Source organism: Shewanella sp. 10N.286.52.E4, from assembly GCF_041468785.1.
GTDB classification, from domain to species: Bacteria; Pseudomonadota; Gammaproteobacteria; order Enterobacterales; family Shewanellaceae; genus Shewanella; species Shewanella electrodiphila.
The window spans coordinates 1-17,409 of the sequence record NZ_JBFRJJ010000020.1 but is presented as its reverse complement, the minus strand read 5'-3'; the positions used below and the strand labels follow the sequence as shown (position 1 = coordinate 17,409).

The 17,409-nt window shown below is 40.0% G+C and carries 15 protein-coding genes; 12 read left to right on the top strand and 3 right to left on the bottom strand.

Features of this window, described 5'->3' with window-relative positions:
- Positions 1-77 precede the first annotated feature (77 nt).
- Positions 78-983: a helix-turn-helix transcriptional regulator gene (locus AB4153_RS10455; RefSeq protein ID WP_102528403.1), complete on the bottom strand. Its 906-nt coding sequence runs from the start codon at positions 981-983 to the stop codon at positions 78-80.
- Between the two features lie 210 nt (positions 984-1,193).
- Here AB4153_RS10455 and AB4153_RS10450 point away from each other — a divergent pair, with 210 nt between their 5' ends.
- From AB4153_RS10450 to AB4153_RS10400, 11 genes are all read left to right on the top strand, one after another.
- Positions 1,194-2,720: a helix-turn-helix domain-containing protein gene (locus AB4153_RS10450; protein WP_371997326.1), complete on the top strand. Its 1,527-nt coding sequence runs from the start codon at positions 1,194-1,196 to the stop codon at positions 2,718-2,720.
- Between the two features lie 208 nt (positions 2,721-2,928).
- Positions 2,929-4,983: a TonB-dependent receptor plug domain-containing protein gene (locus AB4153_RS10445; protein ID WP_371997324.1), complete on the top strand. Its 2,055-nt coding sequence runs from the start codon at positions 2,929-2,931 to the stop codon at positions 4,981-4,983.
- 3 nt (positions 4,984-4,986) lie between these two features.
- Positions 4,987-6,399: an ATP-binding cassette domain-containing protein gene (locus AB4153_RS10440; RefSeq protein ID WP_102528401.1), complete on the top strand. Its 1,413-nt coding sequence runs from the start codon at positions 4,987-4,989 to the stop codon at positions 6,397-6,399.
- Positions 6,396-7,172, top strand: coding sequence for an energy-coupling factor transporter transmembrane component T (locus tag AB4153_RS10435; protein ID WP_371997322.1), 777 nt, complete (start codon positions 6,396-6,398; stop codon positions 7,170-7,172). The genes AB4153_RS10440 and AB4153_RS10435 overlap by 4 nt, the downstream gene beginning before the upstream one ends.
- A 26-nt stretch (positions 7,173-7,198) precedes the next feature.
- Positions 7,199-7,744, top strand: a complete 546-nt coding sequence (locus AB4153_RS10430) for a core component of ECF transporter (RefSeq protein ID WP_229368806.1) — start codon at positions 7,199-7,201, stop codon at positions 7,742-7,744.
- On the top strand, positions 7,744-8,541 hold the full coding sequence (locus AB4153_RS10425; protein WP_229368907.1) for a DNA-binding protein: 798 nt from the start codon (positions 7,744-7,746) through the stop codon (positions 8,539-8,541). Before AB4153_RS10430 ends, AB4153_RS10425 begins: the two co-directional genes overlap by 1 nt.
- 13 nt (positions 8,542-8,554) lie before the next feature.
- Entirely contained in the window at positions 8,555-8,809 is a 255-nt protein-coding gene (locus AB4153_RS10420) for a hypothetical protein (protein WP_371997321.1), read from the top strand.
- A gap of 776 nt (positions 8,810-9,585) precedes the next feature.
- Positions 9,586-9,852: a DUF4212 domain-containing protein gene (locus AB4153_RS10415; protein WP_102528398.1), complete on the top strand. Its 267-nt coding sequence runs from the start codon at positions 9,586-9,588 to the stop codon at positions 9,850-9,852.
- A 10-nt stretch (positions 9,853-9,862) separates the two neighbouring features.
- Positions 9,863-11,581, top strand: coding sequence for a sodium:solute symporter family protein (locus tag AB4153_RS10410; RefSeq protein WP_102528397.1), 1,719 nt, complete (start codon positions 9,863-9,865; stop codon positions 11,579-11,581).
- 231 nt (positions 11,582-11,812) lie between these two features.
- Positions 11,813-13,687 (top strand): DUF294 nucleotidyltransferase-like domain-containing protein, encoded by a 1,875-nt coding sequence (locus AB4153_RS10405; RefSeq protein WP_371997319.1) that lies wholly within the window; start codon positions 11,813-11,815, stop codon positions 13,685-13,687.
- Positions 13,688-13,690: 3 nt separating this feature from the next.
- Entirely contained in the window at positions 13,691-14,380 is a 690-nt protein-coding gene (locus tag AB4153_RS10400) for an exonuclease domain-containing protein (protein ID WP_371997318.1), read from the top strand.
- A gap of 91 nt (positions 14,381-14,471) precedes the next feature.
- On the opposite strand, the gene AB4153_RS10395 is transcribed toward AB4153_RS10400, so the two are convergent.
- Both AB4153_RS10395 and AB4153_RS10390 read right to left on the bottom strand, forming a co-directional pair.
- On the bottom strand, positions 14,472-15,542 hold the full coding sequence (locus AB4153_RS10395; protein ID WP_371997316.1) for a ketoacyl-ACP synthase III: 1,071 nt from the start codon (positions 15,540-15,542) through the stop codon (positions 14,472-14,474).
- Positions 15,543-15,597: 55 nt separating this feature from the next.
- Positions 15,598-16,272, bottom strand: coding sequence for a GntR family transcriptional regulator (locus AB4153_RS10390; protein WP_102528394.1), 675 nt, complete (start codon positions 16,270-16,272; stop codon positions 15,598-15,600).
- Positions 16,273-16,430: 158 nt separating this feature from the next.
- On the opposite strand from AB4153_RS10390, the gene gmhB reads away from it, so the two are divergent.
- Positions 16,431-16,988, top strand: coding sequence for a D-glycero-beta-D-manno-heptose 1,7-bisphosphate 7-phosphatase (gene gmhB, locus AB4153_RS10385; protein WP_248954803.1), 558 nt, complete (start codon positions 16,431-16,433; stop codon positions 16,986-16,988).
- Positions 16,989-17,409 lie beyond the last annotated feature (421 nt).

Sequence of the window (17,409 nt, the reverse complement as noted above, 5' to 3'; positions counted from 1 at the left end):
AGCATGTACAAGCCTTTGAAGTATTTGAGGATGATTTAGTTTGTGATGCTATTTATGTACCTGATGCTGTCGATTGATTATTGACCACGCCAAAGCAGCTCGCCACTTTTATTTAATTGATAACCCGATAGTAAATTTGCAAGTTGTGCAGTTTGTGGCTGGTTTAGTAATCCCAGCAAGGCTTGTAGCTGTCGTCTAAAAAAGATGCTTTGCGACATAACAAAATCAAATGATTCAGTGAGCTTGGGAATAAAGTGTAAACCACTTTCTGCTGCTACAGCCTGACAGCCAAAACCGATATCGGCATTCTCTCGAGCAATATATCCCGCTAATTCACGTTCAGATTGCGCGGTGGCGGTATATAACAAGGTATCGACATTCACATTTTGCTGCGTTAACCAATGCTCTAAATGACGTTGACTACCAGCACCTTTTTGACGAGAAACCCATCTAAGTGGCTGCTCAGGCACGGCAATATTGCTGTCAAAAAGTGATGCCATTTCTTTACGAACCATCAAACCTTGATGTCTTTCATAACCACTGACGAGTATCCATTGCTGATGATTTGGGTAACTTTTTAATAGTTTGAATAAACTGTCTCGGTTTCCCTGTTGGCTTTCCCAATGAATACTGCACACATCGGCATATCCGCGAGAAAGTAACTCTAAACCTGATTTAGAACCTGTGGAGCTGTAACTGATGATTTCTTGGTGGTCGCCCTCAGACATTAACTGCGCAACTAACATCGACAGTAGAGGATCATCACTGCCAGTGATATGCATTCTATCTGACAACATACCGCTATGGCATGAGTCCATTAACCATCTATCGATTAATACTTTAGGAAATAACCACTTACCGGTGACTTTTGTCGCTGGTAAAATACGATGATTTGCCATCGAGTAAACTTTTTTCTCGTTTAAATCCAAATATTCAGCAACTTGCTTAGTGCTCATATAAATGATGTTGGAATCAATCGGCATAATATTCCTAGGAAGTTAGGCATGGGGTCGACATAAGTTAGTGTAATTATTGCCGTTTAACTTGCAAATGAACTTATCAGCAAAAGTTAATATTTGTGGGCAATGTTGGATTTTTGCTACTTGTATTTAGCCTATGCTTTGAGATGATACTTGCATAAACTTTTTTGATAATAGATCTCATTTAATGACTTATGCTTATGGTACCAGCTAATGAATAAGGCAAACTTAACTGACCATAGCTTTGGTGCTAATGTTTCAGATGTGATAAGTGCAAAGTTAGATGCAGCAGTCTTAGTGATAGAGCCGGATTTAAGTGTATGGCAAAAAATGGCCCCCACCTTGTCTCAGTATTTTGGCTTAGTTCAACATGCTAGAACGGTAGAATTAGCGGTAGTCTGTTATAGACGATTTAATTTTCATTTAACTATTATTGATATTAAGCAAGTTGACACATTTGCCAAAGTGTTAGCAAGTAGACATCAACCACCATATGTTGCTTATTCAAGCGAACCAGATTTTATAGAACCAGAGTTTTTAGAACCAAAGTCTATAGAACCAAAGTCTATAGAACCAAAGTCTATAGAACCAGCTCCTATCGAACTAGAGCCTATCTATCCCCAAAACTTCATGGTGTTAAGCCGTACATTTGAAGCAGAGAACTTGCTGGCCATGATGCAGGTTGGTGCAAGAGATTGGATTAATAAACCGGTTCAGACGTCGCAACTTGAGCGTGTGTTATCACGTTGGGCGCTTACTCAGCCTAATACCTTATCAAATTCAGATTGTTTTACCTCGAAACAAACTAGCGCAAGTCTGCCTAATGTTGAACTGTCTTTATGCATCGGTGACAGCAAAGCGGCGCAAGATTTAAAGGCAAACTTGTACCATGCAAGCTTAAGTCGCAGTCATGTATTGATTGAAGGTCAATCAGGTACAGGTAAAAAATTGGCTGTTAGGCAGCTACTGTTATTATCTCAAACCCCAAGCAGGCGAGTGAATATAGATTGTCGAGGTGAGTTATTACATAAGTTAGATAATGAACTTATCTGCGACAATAATGAGATTACTTTCATTGTACTGGGCCATTTAGACGAGATTTCAATTGAAGGTCAAATTGCCTTGATGCAATGGTTAGACAGGATACCGCTGAATCAATCCAAAGTAAGATTGGTGAGTTTAAGCTGTACTTCCTTGTTAAAGCGCGTTCAAAATGGTGCCTTTTCATCAGAGTTGTATTTTAAACTTGCAGGGTTAACCATAGAAATCCCATTACTACACCAGCGTAGTGAAGATATTGTCCTATTGGTCAAGTTATTTGCCAATCAATTGATGACTAATCGTGAAAGTTGTCGAGTAGATTTACTCAATCGTTATCAAAGCTGGCGAGTGACAGATTTCCAAAGCCTGACGGAATATGGCTGGCCGGGAAACATTCAACAACTTAAGAATGCGGTAGAACAATGCTTATTGATGGATTTGTTACCCAATGAATATTTTAAGCAAAGCGCCCAAACGGATTGTCAGCAAACAGAAGCTAAAGCCAGTGATGGACCGAATAATGGGAATCAACACTTTTTCCCTATTGAATGGGACGTTAAGCAAATAGAAAAAGCCCATATATTACGTGTTATGAAACTTTACCAGGGTAATAGACAACTTGCGGCAAAACATTTAAACATATCTCGTAAAACCATCGATAGAAAGATAACGGAATGGACTGATGAAGTGATGCATTAGTTTGGGTTACATTATCTTTATTTAAGCATTTGTTATTTTTTGAACATGATTAAAGGACATTTTGTCCTTTTTTTGTTTTTTAATTTCCATTTTATTAGCTTTTGTCGTGTCTGTAGTAGTTTTAATGCCTCTTTGTTGAGCTTTATCTGAGTGGACGTAACAATGTTCGCAATCAAATGAGATTGCACAATTAGGACGTTGTTACACAATGAATATGATCAAGTCTGCGCATAAACCACTGCACTTTTCGATACTTTCCCTAGCTGTTTTAGCGAGCTTTACCCTTCATGCTGAAAGCTTTGAAAGAGATCCTTTATTAAAAATCCAAGAAGTGATTGTTGTGAAGGGAGAAGGACCAACAGCTGCTGAAGCATCTATGACTCACTGGAATATTTCCCGAGAAGAGATTGAAGCATCTGGTGTGCAAAGTCTTGATTTGCTGTTAGCTAATGTACCCGGAATATACGTACGAGTTGGCGGTCAAGGCACCCCGAGAGTCGATATTCGTGGATTTAAAGCGCGTCATGTTATTTATCTTATCAACGGAGTGCCTGCAAATGATGCTGAAGATGGTCAGTTTGATCCCAGTGTCATTCCTGCCTCACAAATAGAGTCTGTTGAAGTTTCAGTCGGCCCTTCATCAGTCTTGTATGGTCCTGGTGGCGCAGGAGGTGTGATCAACATTATCACCAGACAAGGTGATAGTGCGCCGAGTGTGTCTGGCAATATTGAGTTTGCTGAAAATGACACCTTTAATGGCAACATCAATTTAGCGGGCAGCGGCGAAAAGTGGCAAGGATTTATGAGTTACAACCGTCAGCAAACAGATGGTTTCCCTGTGTCATCAGATTTAGAAGACACAGATGAACAATCTGGTGATACTCGCTTAAATTCAGATAAAACCTTGGATAATTTCTATGCCCAAGGCAGCTACTTTGTCTCTGACGATACTATGTTAACCGCTAATCTAAACTATAAATCTGGAAGCTGGGGCAAACCGAGTGTCGATGGCTCTGGCACGAATAAATCAAAATATGAACGTGTTGATGACTTTGAAAGCACCATCATGCAGTTAGGTTTCGCCCATAAATTTTCGGATACTTTAGCGTTACGTGGCTACGGCTACCACAATGAGAGTCAGGTCTTTGAAACCGCATATATCAGCAGTGATTACAGCGATATTTCTTCAACTCAAGACGGCATATCCACAGTTCAAGGTGGTAATTTACAACTGATTGCCGATTTTGACACTGCGGGTTTATTAACAGGCTCAATTATCAGTGAAAAACAAAGCTGGGAGTCGGTAAACTTTGAAGCTGAAAGCGACACTAATACAGCATCTAGTGGTTCTGGTTCAGGATCGGGTTCAGGCTCGGGTTCGGGAGGTGGCTCTGGTGGCGGTTCAAGTTCTGGCTCAAGTGATGACTTTAATAAAGATGGCTGGCTGAATACTTTAGCTGTTGAGTATCAGTATCAACATAATGATCACTATGGTGTGACTATTGGTGGTGCTGCTCATAGTCAGGAACGTGACGAAGGTGACGACACCAACTACTCAGCCCAAATCTCTAGTTATTGGCGAGTAGCAGAAGATAGCAAATTACACGCAGGTATCGCCCGTAAAGTACGTTTCGCTTCATTGAGAAACCTCTATTCTCAATCATCTGGTAATAGCGACCTTGAACCAGAAGAATCAGCCCATTTTGAATTAGGCCTAAATCAAGGTTTTGCCTATAACACCAGTATGGATATCACCGGTTACTATACTGACGCTGAGAATTACATTGCTAAAGATGCTGATGGCGTTTATCAAAACATCAGTAACTACGCTTTTAAAGGGGTGGATTTTTCAGTTAAAAATGAATACTTCGATGATCTAGATCTAACGGTCTCTTATAGCTACTTAGACTCAGAAGATTCAGATAATGATGTCATGAGCGAATTAGAATACCGACCAAAACATCAGTTTAGATTTCAGGGCGCATACCAATTTGATTTTGGTTTAAATGTAAATTTGAATGTTGAGTATATTGCAGATCAAATTTACTACACCAGTGAAAAGGTCGCTGACGAAACCATATCCGTACGAAATGAAGTTGATAACTATACGTTAGTTGATATCAATATTGTTCAACCGTTGATGGTAGATAATTTAGAAGCGTATATCCGTGCGACAAACTTACTCGATGTGAACTACTACCAAAGTGAAGCCTTGCCTCAAGCAGGAAGACAGATCTTTGTTGGTATTAACTGGCAGCTGTAGCTCATGTCGCTATTGGCATTGCATGGGGTGAGTTATCGACACCACTCATCCTCAATTGACTTGTTTAACCAGCTAGACCTTACGGTCGCTGCTGGTGAGTGCCACTGTATTTTGGGCGTCACCGGAGCGGGTAAGTCGACCTTGTTACAGTTAATAGCAATGCCAAATGATGTCGACTTTGACGGTCAAATCATCCATCACCCAAACCTTCGTTTAGGTTTGGTGATGCAAGATCCCAACATTCAGCTTATTCGTGAATCTATTGGCGCTGAAGTGGCTTTTGGATTAGAAAACTTAGCATATTCAGTCAATGAAATGTTTAGCTTAGTGGAACATGCATTAGCCATTGTTGGGCTTGATTTACCATTAGATACCTTAGTTAGTCATCTGTCCTTAGGACAAAAGTATCGCTTGATGTTGGCTTCGCAATTGGTACTTAATCCTAATTTACTCTTGCTCGATGAACCTTGGGCGCAACTAGATAACTCTGGGGTTAGCGAGTTGAACCTGGTGCTTCAGCGTTTAGTCGATTCAGGAGTGAGTGTGATCATGACAGAACATCATGCTGATGCTTTTGCTGAAGTCATTCAGACTTATTGGCTATTAGCACAAGGTCAATTAACTCACGTCGAAGCTGATTCAATTAATACGGTAAGCGCATCTTCAATTCTCAAGAACCAATGTTGTGAACCTGACTTAGATTTTTCAGTTCCAAATACTAACTCCGCTGCCAATACTCAGTCTTTAATTACTGATGAAGTATGTGCAATTGAAAATAGGTTAAGTATTTTCCCCTTAAAAGTTCAGTTTGAAAACCAAACTCCAGTGGTAGAGATTAGAAAAACCTTGCATCTAAATGCAGGAGATATAGTTGGTCTGTTTGGTGAAAACGGAAGCGGTAAGTCGAGCCTGCTTAATCAGATTGCTGGCATTGATGACAGCAATCAAGCGGATATTTTGCTCTTTGGTAAGCCTGCTAAATTTGGCCGTTTTAATAAAGACTTGGGCTTACTGATGCAGCGGCCATCAAGGCAGTTGTTTGAGGTAACGGTTCGACAAGAGTTAGAGTTCAGCTTAAAACGTTTTCACCTTCCGCTATCGAGAGTGAATGAAATACTAGAACAATTAGAAATAAGCCATTTAGCGACTCAGTCTCCGCACAAACTTTCTTATGGCCAGCAACATTTAGTGGCGTTGGCTTCAGTGCTGTGTGTAAAGCCCAAAGTATTGCTACTCGATGATCCATTTGCAGGGCTAGATGAACAATATTTTACCAATATCATTAGCATGTTAACGGCTTTTGCTAGGCACGGTGGCACAATCATAATTACCAGCCATCGACCGATTTTAGAGGCGCAATTGACTCAATATTGGCAAATCAAGAACGGTCAATTAACAACAAAGGCACTGTTATGAGTAAACGGGTTTGCCTTAAAAGCGACGATTCTGATGTCAACAACCTTGATATCACAATGAACAAGAATTTAGGTAAAAAATCGATTAATACACTAAGTAATGTATCAACTAATACATCACCTAATGCATCAAGCTACAAGGCTAGATTAACCGAGTCTAAAAGAAAACGTTGGCTTTGTGGCGTTGCGATTATTTTCAGTATTGTTTTGTCCAGTAGCGCTTTTTTAGTCACCACAGAGCAGCTGGGTTATTTGGCTGTGATTAATTTGGGCTTAATGATACATGCTTGGATTTGTAAAGCGCGATTAAAGCCCCTTGTTAAATTATTTGCTATTCAATCTGTCATCACGGTCAGTTTGTATGCTTTGTTTTATGGCAGCGAAAGAGTACTTGAAGCCTTAATTGTGGTGCTAAGGATTATCCTTGTCATGCTACCAAGCTGGTGGCTTGCGAGTACACAAACAGCGCAGCATATGAGTCAAGTTTTGTGCTTATTCCTGCCCAGTAAGTGGGCATTTGTTATCACGACATCGATTAAATTATTACCGTTTATCACACAAGAAGTGAGAGATATTTATCATATTCAGTGCTTACGCGGCGCTCGAATCATGCCTAAAGAGTTAATCAACCCTATTAATTGGATTGAGCTAGTTCGCTGCGTGTTATTTCCTTTACTCATTCAACTGCTGAGCTTGTCAAAACATATCGCTAAATCAGCACAACAAAGACATTTTGATAAGCACAGTAAACACACACATTGGCCATTAAGTTAATTACTACCACTCAAGAGGATTAATCAATGAAGCAAGGCTTCACGTTACACAATGCATTATTCATAGGCTTTTGCGCCACATTATTGGTGGCCATAAAAAGTATGATGCGAATGAAGCTGGGGTTAACCGGTCATTCAATGTTCTTAATCAGCCTGTTTTATCTCGTTTGCTATGGTGCGACAAATAAAGTCGGCAGCATGACCTTATGCGGCTTACTTACAGGGATGTTGGCGATGATTTTGGGTGTAGGAAAAGGTGGGCCTTTTATATTACTCAAGTTTGCATTGCCAGCATTAGCAATGGATTTAGCTTTAATCTTTATGGCCAATATGTTCACTTTGCGCTGGCGATGTATTTTACTTGCCATTATCGGCAGCATTGCATGGGCGAGCAAATCTTGGATTCAAAATTTACTGGTTGGAATGGATCCGCAAGTGGCATTTATTCAATTTGGGTTAAGTAGTGTTAAAGGCGGTGTATTTGCAATAGCAGGAGCTTTGCTGGTGCCAGTTATTATTAATCGTTTAGATGCCCATGATTTATTAACAACGAATAAGGCGGCGCACAAATGATCAAGTCTTGGTTAATTTGTATTGATGATACCGATGATATTGGTACTAAAGGCACGGGTGAAATTGCTGAAGAAATAATGGATTTACTGAACTCAAAGGCCTTAGGTGATCATGTTGAAGGTAAAGTGAGGTTAACTTCATCATCAGCATGGGTGACTCGTCATCAGTTGTTTGTGCATCCAGATATTCCTTATACATCTCATAATAGTGCGATGTGTTTTGAAATCTTATCTTCGCTAACACTGGCAGAAATAAAAGATATTTGTGTTATTCATTTAAAAGCTGAAAGTGCATTAGCTGCCGATCCTGGGCTGGCTATTATAGAAAAAAGCTTATTAACTACGAGTGCAATTCAACGCTTGATGGCCTTTGGCTTTGAAACAAAGAGGCAAGTAAAAACTAAATCTGATGCTTATGAATTAGCGGCTAACCTAGGGATCGATTTATCGGAGCACGGAGGAACAGGTCAAGGCGTTATCGGTGCTATTGCAGGTATTGGTCTACGTTTATCTGGTCGAGATGGCCGGGTAAAAGGCCAACTTGATGTGGGGTTAACAAATTCCACCAAAGAGCTAATGTTATCAGTACATCAAATCAAAAAACTCACAGGGTTAGATGCGGTCATTGAACTTAATGGCTTTTTGTTAAACGATGAAGAATCAGTATTGGTGAGCGGAAAAATTAAAGCTGTGCTGCAAAATAACCAGTTTGCACTGCTTGTGTATCAGCATCGAGATGAATTGACAGGCGAGCCGAGTTGGCGCAATGCATTAAAACAGCAATTGAAAAACTATTAACAGTGAGAATGTCATGTCAGAAAAAGTGGAAGGCTTTTCGGATAAAGAAAACTGGTTTTATCAACAGCAGGGAAAATGGCTATTTCGATTTACCAACGAAGATGACCATCACGCTCAACAAGCCGCAAAGCACTGCGATCAATTCATGGAAGATGATGAAGATGAGATGATTGATGATGAGCTAATAAGTTGCTTCAATTGTATGAAACGTCGCTGGTTAATAGAAGGGTTCGAGTGCAGAGGCTTAGCCAAAAAGGAGAATAAATAAGCGAGCTATAAAGCCTGATTTTAATCATAGATACTTAAAAGTTTGTATCTAAAAATTGCATTTAAGATTGAATATAAAATGAGTATCTGGAAATTGAGTCTCAAACTCAAACTCATACTCATACTCATACTCAAACAAGAAATCAGCGAAATTCGAATTCGAATAACTCGCTGATTATTTCACTGACTGACCACTCACTGACTAAGTCGTAGGTCAACGCATAGGCAAACGCTTAGGTCAACGCTTAAGTTAACACTTAGATTAACACTTAGATTAACGAATGCTTTTCTTAATTTAGCTCAAAATGAGTGAGAGTGACATGGGTTACTCCCACTTATTAATCGCTGAAAGAGACATCATGATGAGCGAGTTATTACGTTCATTTGAAATTTTCCAACTCACAGTTGTGATGACTTAACACACTCCTTTCCCATCTTTAACTATGATAACCCTAATACTAGCATCCATTTCCGTACCGTACTTTACAGTGACCTCAGGCTATAAACCTGTTTAGGCAGGGCATCTGATTCATCCAGTAGTTGGCTGTTTATCTTCTTTTTATCACTTTTCTAATTCGACCTTGGTCTAAACCGAGCTAAGTCATTACATTTGTAAATCATTGGTTAAATTGGCGTAAGCTGTTGAATGTATTGCACTATGTGGGATTCAGTTTTAAGTGGTATTTGCCTCTATAGACTAAGGTCGTGATTGTCGTCACATTTTGAGTTGCTAGATTAACTATCGACTTTAAAAATAATTAGCACAGGGGAGTCACAATGGCTTTTGAAAATGAAGACAAGGCAAATGGATATTGGAGCGAAAACTTACGACTAGTTTTAAAACTACTCGCAATTTGGGCGTTTGTATCTTTTGGGTGCGGCATTTTATTAGTGGACGTACTAAACGAAATTACCTTTATGGGGTTTAAATTAGGATTTTGGTTTGCACAACAAGGTGCCATGTACGTGTTTGTTGCACTAATTTTTGTGTATGTAGCGAAAGCGAATGCTTTAGATAAAAAATATAACGTACACGAAGACTAAGGAATAAATCATGGATGTTCAAACGTTAACTTATCTCATTGTTGGGGTCACATTTGCCCTATATATCGGTATTGCCATTTGGTCTCGTGCTGGTTCAACTAAAGAATTCTATGTTGCTGGTGGTGGGGTTCCACCAGTAATGAATGGTATGGCAACGGCAGCCGATTGGATGTCAGCGGCATCATTTATCTCGCTTGCAGGTATTGTGTCTTTTACAGGTTATGACGGCTCAGTTTATTTAATGGGTTGGACGGGGGGTTATGTTCTGCTAGCGCTATGTATGGCTCCTTATCTTCGTAAGTTTGGTAAGTTTACTGTGCCAGACTTTATCGGTGACCGTTACTACTCACAAGCTGCACGTACAGTTGCTGTCATGTGTGCCATCTTTATCTGTTTTACTTATATTGCAGGTCAAATGCGTGGCGTAGGTGTGGTGTTCTCCCGCTTCTTAGAGGTAGATGTAGAAACCGGCGTATATATTGGTATGGCTGTGGTGTTCTTCTATGCGGTATTAGGCGGCATGAAAGGAATTACCTACACGCAGGTTGCTCAATATTGTGTGTTGATTTTCGCCTTCATGGTGCCAGCAATTTTCATCTCAGTGATGATGACAGGTCATATTTTACCACAAATCGGCTTTGGTGCTGAAATGGTGGATGCCGCAGGTAATGGCACGGGGGTGTACTTACTTGATAAGCTCGACGGATTGTCGGCAGAGCTTGGATTTGCCCAGTATACCGAAGGCTCAAAGAGCATGATTGATGTGTTCTTTATCACGGGTGCATTAATGTTTGGTACGGCTGGTTTGCCTCACGTTATTGTTCGCTTCTTTACTGTACCTCGTGTGAAAGATGCACGTGTATCAGCGGGTTGGGCATTAGTCTTTATTGCTATTATGTATACTACTGTTCCTGCTCTAGCGGCTTTCTCTCGTGTAAATATGATTGAAACCATTAATGGACCAGACTCTACAGGTGTATCTTATGAGGCTGCGCCTGAGTGGATTAAGAACTGGGAAAAAACAGGTTTAATTACTTGGGATGATAAAAACGGTGACGGTAACATCTATTACACCAATGGCGATGCCAATGAAATGAAGATTGACCGCGATATCATGGTACTAGCGACGCCTGAGATTGCCTCTTTACCAGCATGGGTTATTGCACTGGTTGCAGCGGGTGGTTTAGCGGCAGCACTTTCAACTTCAGCAGGTTTGTTATTGGTTATTTCAACTTCAGTCTCACATGATTTATTGAAGAAGAATTTAATGCCAGATATTTCTGATAAAGAGGAGCTGAAATACGCCCGTATTGCCGCTGGTTTAGGTGTTGTAATGGCGGGTTATTTTGGGATTAATCCTCCAGGATTTGTGGCTGCGGTGGTGGCGATTGCATTCGGTCTTGCTGCATCATCACTGTTCCCAGCGATTATCATGGGTATCTTCTCTAAAACAGTGAATAAAGAAGGCGCGATTGCCGGTATGTTGTCTGGTCTATTTTGTACCGCGGCTTATATTATTTACTTTAAGTTTGTTAATCCAAGTGCCAACGTTAGCGATAACTGGTTCTTAGGTATCTCACCAGAAGGTTTTGGTTTGGTCGGTATGTTCATTAACTTTGGTGTTGCATTTGCAGTGACTAAAGTGACTAAGAAAATTCCTGATGATGTGGTTGCAATGGTTGAATCTATTCGTTTCCCTAAAGGATCAGGTGAAGCACAAGATCATTAATCATGATGCCTGAGTTGATAATACTCACTCATTAAAAAGAGCGCCTCGGCGCTCTTTTTGTTTTTGAAAACTTGAAGATTATTCATAACATCGCACTTGTTATCTCTAACCTTATCACTAACCTTATCACTAACCTTAAGTCGAATAGTGCTCAATTAAACAATTCCGTATAGTTCAATATAACAAGGTCTATCAATACCCTGACAAATTGAGTTTTCTGATGAGGCTAATATGAAAGATGATAGCGAGCTTCAACCAATACAACAGTTTATTTCCGCATTAGTGCCATTTGATTCACTCTCCGATTCAAGTTTAGTCAGGTGTTGCCAGCAATTAACCATCGGCTATTACAGTAAAACGAGCAAAGTCGTACCTTTAGATGAAAGTCACCCGCAATTATACATCGTCAGAAGTGGTGCGTTTGAAGTCAGAGATGAGCAGGGGGAATTGCTTGATAGGTTAGGCGAAGGTGATTACTTTGGTTTTCCATCATTGTTGTCAGGTGAAAAAGTCAGTAATCAGGTGCAAATTCTAGAAGATAGTCTTGTTTATCACCTTGATCCAGACACATTCAATTATTTAAGAAGTGAAAGCAGAGTCTTTGATCGGTTTTTTAATCGTGCATTTGCAAAAAGAATGCGTCACCAAGCGAGGTTTAAAGCCAAAGACTTAACCACTACCAATCGGGTTAATAGCCTGATGTCAGTTGATCCCTTAACGATTGATTGCCATGCCAGTGTAAGCGATGCGGCTAAAAAAATGCGTCTTGCAAGAGTGTCATCAGTACTAGTGATAGATAATCATAAATTAATTGGCATTTTAACTGATAGAGATTTACGTAACCGTGTATTAGCTGAAGGTTTCGATGGCAGTTTAGCAGTGCATCAAGCAATGACAACTAATCCTAAAAGGCTATCGGCAAACGCATTAGTGTTTGAAGCGATGCTTTTAATGAGTGAGCATGGAATACACCATTTACCTATCATGGCAGAAAACCCCATTGATGATAACACTGAAGCGCCTGCAGTTGGGATGCTGACCAGTACCGATATTCTGCGTGGTCAAAGCTCGCAACCTTTATTGCTCATTGGGGAAATTGAAAGACAGCAAGATATTGATAGTTTGATTAATGTCAGTAAACAAATCCCAGTATTACTGCAAAACCTGATCAGTGCCGATGCAAGGGCTGAAGAAGTTGGCCGTGTATTAACGTCGGTAACGGATGCGTTAACTCGACGTTTGATCATTCTAAACCAGCAAATACTAGGTGCAGCGCCAATGGCTTTTTGTTGGTTAGCTTTTGGTTCTCAAGGTAGACAAGATCAAGCTGCATGTAGCGACCAAGATAATGGTTTACTGCTTGCTCATGAACCCGATGAACATGCTAAAGGTTATTTCAATGCTTTATCCCATGCTGTGTGTGAAGGTCTTGATAAGTGTGGCTATATTTATTGCCCAGGCGATATTATGGCGCAAAACCCGAAATGGCGATTATCACTTGATAAATGGCAGCGTCATTTCGAAAGTTGGTTAAATGCACCTGAGCCTAAGGCATTGATGCATGCAAGTATCTTTTTTGATATGCGTGCGGTGTATGGCCCTCAAAACTTATTCGAGCAATTGCAAAACCATGTGCTTGAGCGCACTAAAGATAATGACATTTTCCTTGCTGGAATGGCGGGTAACTCTTTGGTTGAATCGCCGCCATTAGGCTTCTTTAGAAAATTCGTACTTGAGCGTGATGGTAGTGAAGTAAAAGGGATGGACTTAAAGCATAAAGGCGTCGCGTTAATTAATGATATTGCTCGCGTGTATGCATTAAGTGCTGGGATAACTGAAGTGAATACCCCAAAGCGTATTCGGGCTTTGATGGACGCGAATATTATTAATCGTAAAGATGCGTTAAACCTTGCAGATGCGCATGAATTTATTGCACATATGCGCCTTGCTAATCAGGGCGAACAATATACCAGTCAGCAAGATGTGACGAATTACTTAAAGCCTCAACAGATGTCTTCGCTTATACGGCACCAACTACGGGATGCCTTTAAAGTGGTTCATGATGCGCAATCTGGTTTGCGAATGAAATTTATGCGGAGCTATTAATCTGTGAACGAATTATGGCTAAAAGCGCGATTGTATTATGAAATATTTGGCCAAAGTGATCTGTTATCTGAATACCAACAGGCTTACTTGAGTGTGATTAATAAGCCAATAACATCAGCACCATTAATGGCTATCGATCTTGAGATGACAGGACTCGATCCTCAACAAGACCAAATCATCAGTATTGGTATCGTTCCCATTGAGCCAAGCTTAATGCCATTATCGATTCCATTAGCCAAAGCGCAGCAGATCATGATTAATATTGACGGCAGTGTCGGTCAAAGTGCTGCGGTACACGGTATTGTTGATCATCATTTATCTAGCGCGTTAACATTAACCCAAGCCATGGAATGGTTTGTTGAGAAAACCAAAGGACATTTACTCGTGGCACACCATGCGCCCATGGATATTGGTTTTTTACAATCCCATTTATATAAAACCAACGGTAGAGCTATAAAGCTTCCTTTTATCGATACGCTGGCACTAGAGAAACAGCGATTACTGCGTCAACATGATGTATTGAAAGAGGGGAGTTTGCGTTTAGATGCCTGTAGGCAGCGCTATGGTTTACCGACATATTCAGGACATGATGCACTGACAGATGCATTGGCTTGTGCTGAATTGTTTGTTGCACAAGTTAATTCCATTGGCGACATTAATACGTTGTCTGCTGCAGAATTTATATCAATATGAGTGAATTTTCTAATGCGAAGTTGAAGGTTTTTGGGTATAAAAAAAAACCAGCATTAAGCTGGTTTCTTATTATTGAAAACCGCTGTAGCGACTACTTACGATTAGTAAAGAAATCCACAGCAGGTTTAATCAACTCTAATGCCGACACTTCACATGGTGGAAGCTCAGCTGTTGGCGCATTGATTGGGGTTGTGCGATCGCCCCATTTTAGCAGTAACGCAGCTGATGTAAGTCCAGCGCCAAATGCACAAGATAAAATTGTTTGACCAGAGGTCATTCGACCTTGTTCTAATGCATCACAAATCGCGATTGGAATCGTCGCTGCAGATGTGTTGCCATAATTAGCGATGTTAACAAAAGCTTTTTCTTTTGGAATTTTCATGCGGCTAATTAAGGTATCAATAATACGTTCGTTAGCTTGATGTGGAATCACAAGGTCAACATCTTCTTTGCTCATGTTGCAGTTTTCCAGTACCTTAGCACTGAGTCCGCCCATGCCGTGAATAGCACGTTTAAAGACTTCTTGACCATTTAAGTTGATAAAGAAATCTAAAGACGATGAGTCAAATCGATCCATCTGAGTACCAAAACCCGAAGATAAAATGTCACGTGCAGCTGGGTCATTATTCAGCTCATAGCCTAATACGCCACCAGGTTCATTACTTGCTTCAATCACAACTGCGCCTGCGCCGTCACCAAATAAGACTGCAGTTTCACGTCGAGACCAATCTAAATAAAAAGATAAGCGTTCAGCACCTATCACCAAAATTTTCTTGTTTTGGCCGCTTTTTATCATAGAGCTACCCATACCAAGGGCATATAAGAAACCACTACATGCAGCATTGATATCAAATGCGCCACAGGTTGCGCCAACATTAGCTTGGACAGTAGAAGCAATATTTGGAATAAGCGTATCAGGACTTGCTGTAGCAAGAATGATTAAATCTAATTCACTACCATCAATGCCTGCAGCTAATAATGCATTTTGCGCAGCAACAGTGGCAAGTTCAGATGTGTTCACATGACTGATATGTCTTTCACTGATGCCAGTACGAGTTTTAATCCACTCATCTGACGTTTCCATAAAGGTGGCTAAGTCGTCATTGGTCAACTTTGCTGGTGGGACACATTTTCCCCACCCGGTAATATGAGCATACTGCATGTGTTTATCTCTCAAATAAAAATTAAATTGTTTCTAAAACGACACTAAAATAGTGTTATTCATCGATTTGTTGAATAACTAATTTTTTTATCGCTTTTGCGGCATGTAAAATATGCTCTCGCAAAAGCTGGGTCGCTTTATCGATATCTTTGTTTTTGCATAACTCGAATAATTCGCGGTGTTGTTTTTCCGCAGTTGGGATCCCACCGGTTAATAATAGCTGCAAACGAATATAACGATCGCAATTAGTGTTCAATCCATGGACGACTTCGAGTGTATGTGGTTTGTTCGCGGCTTCGTATAAACAGGTATGAAACTGAGTATTGAGTTCGCTCCATGTTGCCACGGAGTCTTGTAACTTTAATGCCGACTCTAATTGAGCTAGTACTTTGTTAGCTTTATCGAAGTCTTCTTCTTGCAAGTTAGGAATAGCCTTTGCAAGTAAGTCTGTTTCAATCATAACCCTTAATTCAAATAATTCTGTGACTTGCTCTACAGAAAGTTCAGTCGCAGTTGCACCTTTATGGGCTTCAAATTTAACTAAGCCCTCGGCTTCTAGTTGAACTAATGCTTCACGTACCGGAATACGGCTTACATTGAGCTGCTCAGCAATAGCTGATTGTCTTAGAGGTTCGCCTGCTTTTATATAACCAGACAAAATGCGTTCTCTAAGTACTTCAACAACCGCCTGAGTGCGTGTTTTATGAATTATTGGTTTTATTTGACTCATTACTTCTTATATAAGTGTCACAAAATATCTACGGAAGGGTAACCTTTACTGCACGCATTATAAAGTACAACAGTAAAAAATGTTCCTTTTATAATACAAGTGCATAATTTTCTCAGTAATGGGATAATCGCAATAATAAAGAATTTTGGAGTGGTATCGTGGATAAAGCCGTTTTTTTAGATCGTGACGGAGTCATTAATGTTGATAAGGGATATGTTCACCTTGTCGATGACTTTGAGTATATAGAGGGCGTTTTCGAAGCTTGTTTAGCATTTAAAGAAATGGGCTACAAGATCGTTGTTGTCACTAATCAGTCTGGTATTGCGCGTGGAATGTATTCAGAAGATGATTTTCACCATTTAACAGAATGGATGGATTGGAACTTTGCAGATAAAGGTGTCGATTTAGATGGTATCTACTATTGTCCACATCATCCAGTTAAAGGCATCGGGGATTACAAACAAGATTGTGATTGTCGTAAGCCTAAACCTGGCATGTTATTAGATGCTGCAAAGTTTTTAAAAATTGATATGGCTAACTCTATTATGGTTGGTGATAAAGCTGACGATATTCGCGCTGCAAAAGCTGCTGGTATTAATACCGCTATATTGGTACGAAGCGGCAAAATTGTCGATGAAGCAGGAATTGAGCTTGCGACAGTAGTTGTAGATAGCATTGCGGATGTACCTAATTACCTTACTGAGCTAACCAAGTAGTAAAAGTTTGCTCTTAAAACTGTCATAAAAATGCAAAATGAACGTTTAATGATGATTTTTAACTCTAAACGTTCAAAAAGTACGCTTTTGGTTGGTTTTTTTTAAATTAATTAATAAAAGCACTTGCGGGAAAAAATGTTTTCCCTATAATGCGCAACCACTGACACGGAACAAGGCGTCTAGCGCTAGTTACCGAGTCCGCTCTTTAACAATTTATCAAGTAATCTGTGTGGACACTCACAGGTGTTGAGTTAATCGAAATTGTCACTTAGGTGGCAATCAAAATTATTATCAATATTTTCTGAATCACGTAAGTGATGAGTGTTCATAGCAATATGTAACAAACAGGATGTAGATTCTTCCGAGTCTGCATAATGTAATCAGAATTCATTGAGCCGAAGCATTTTCGAATGTTTCAAAA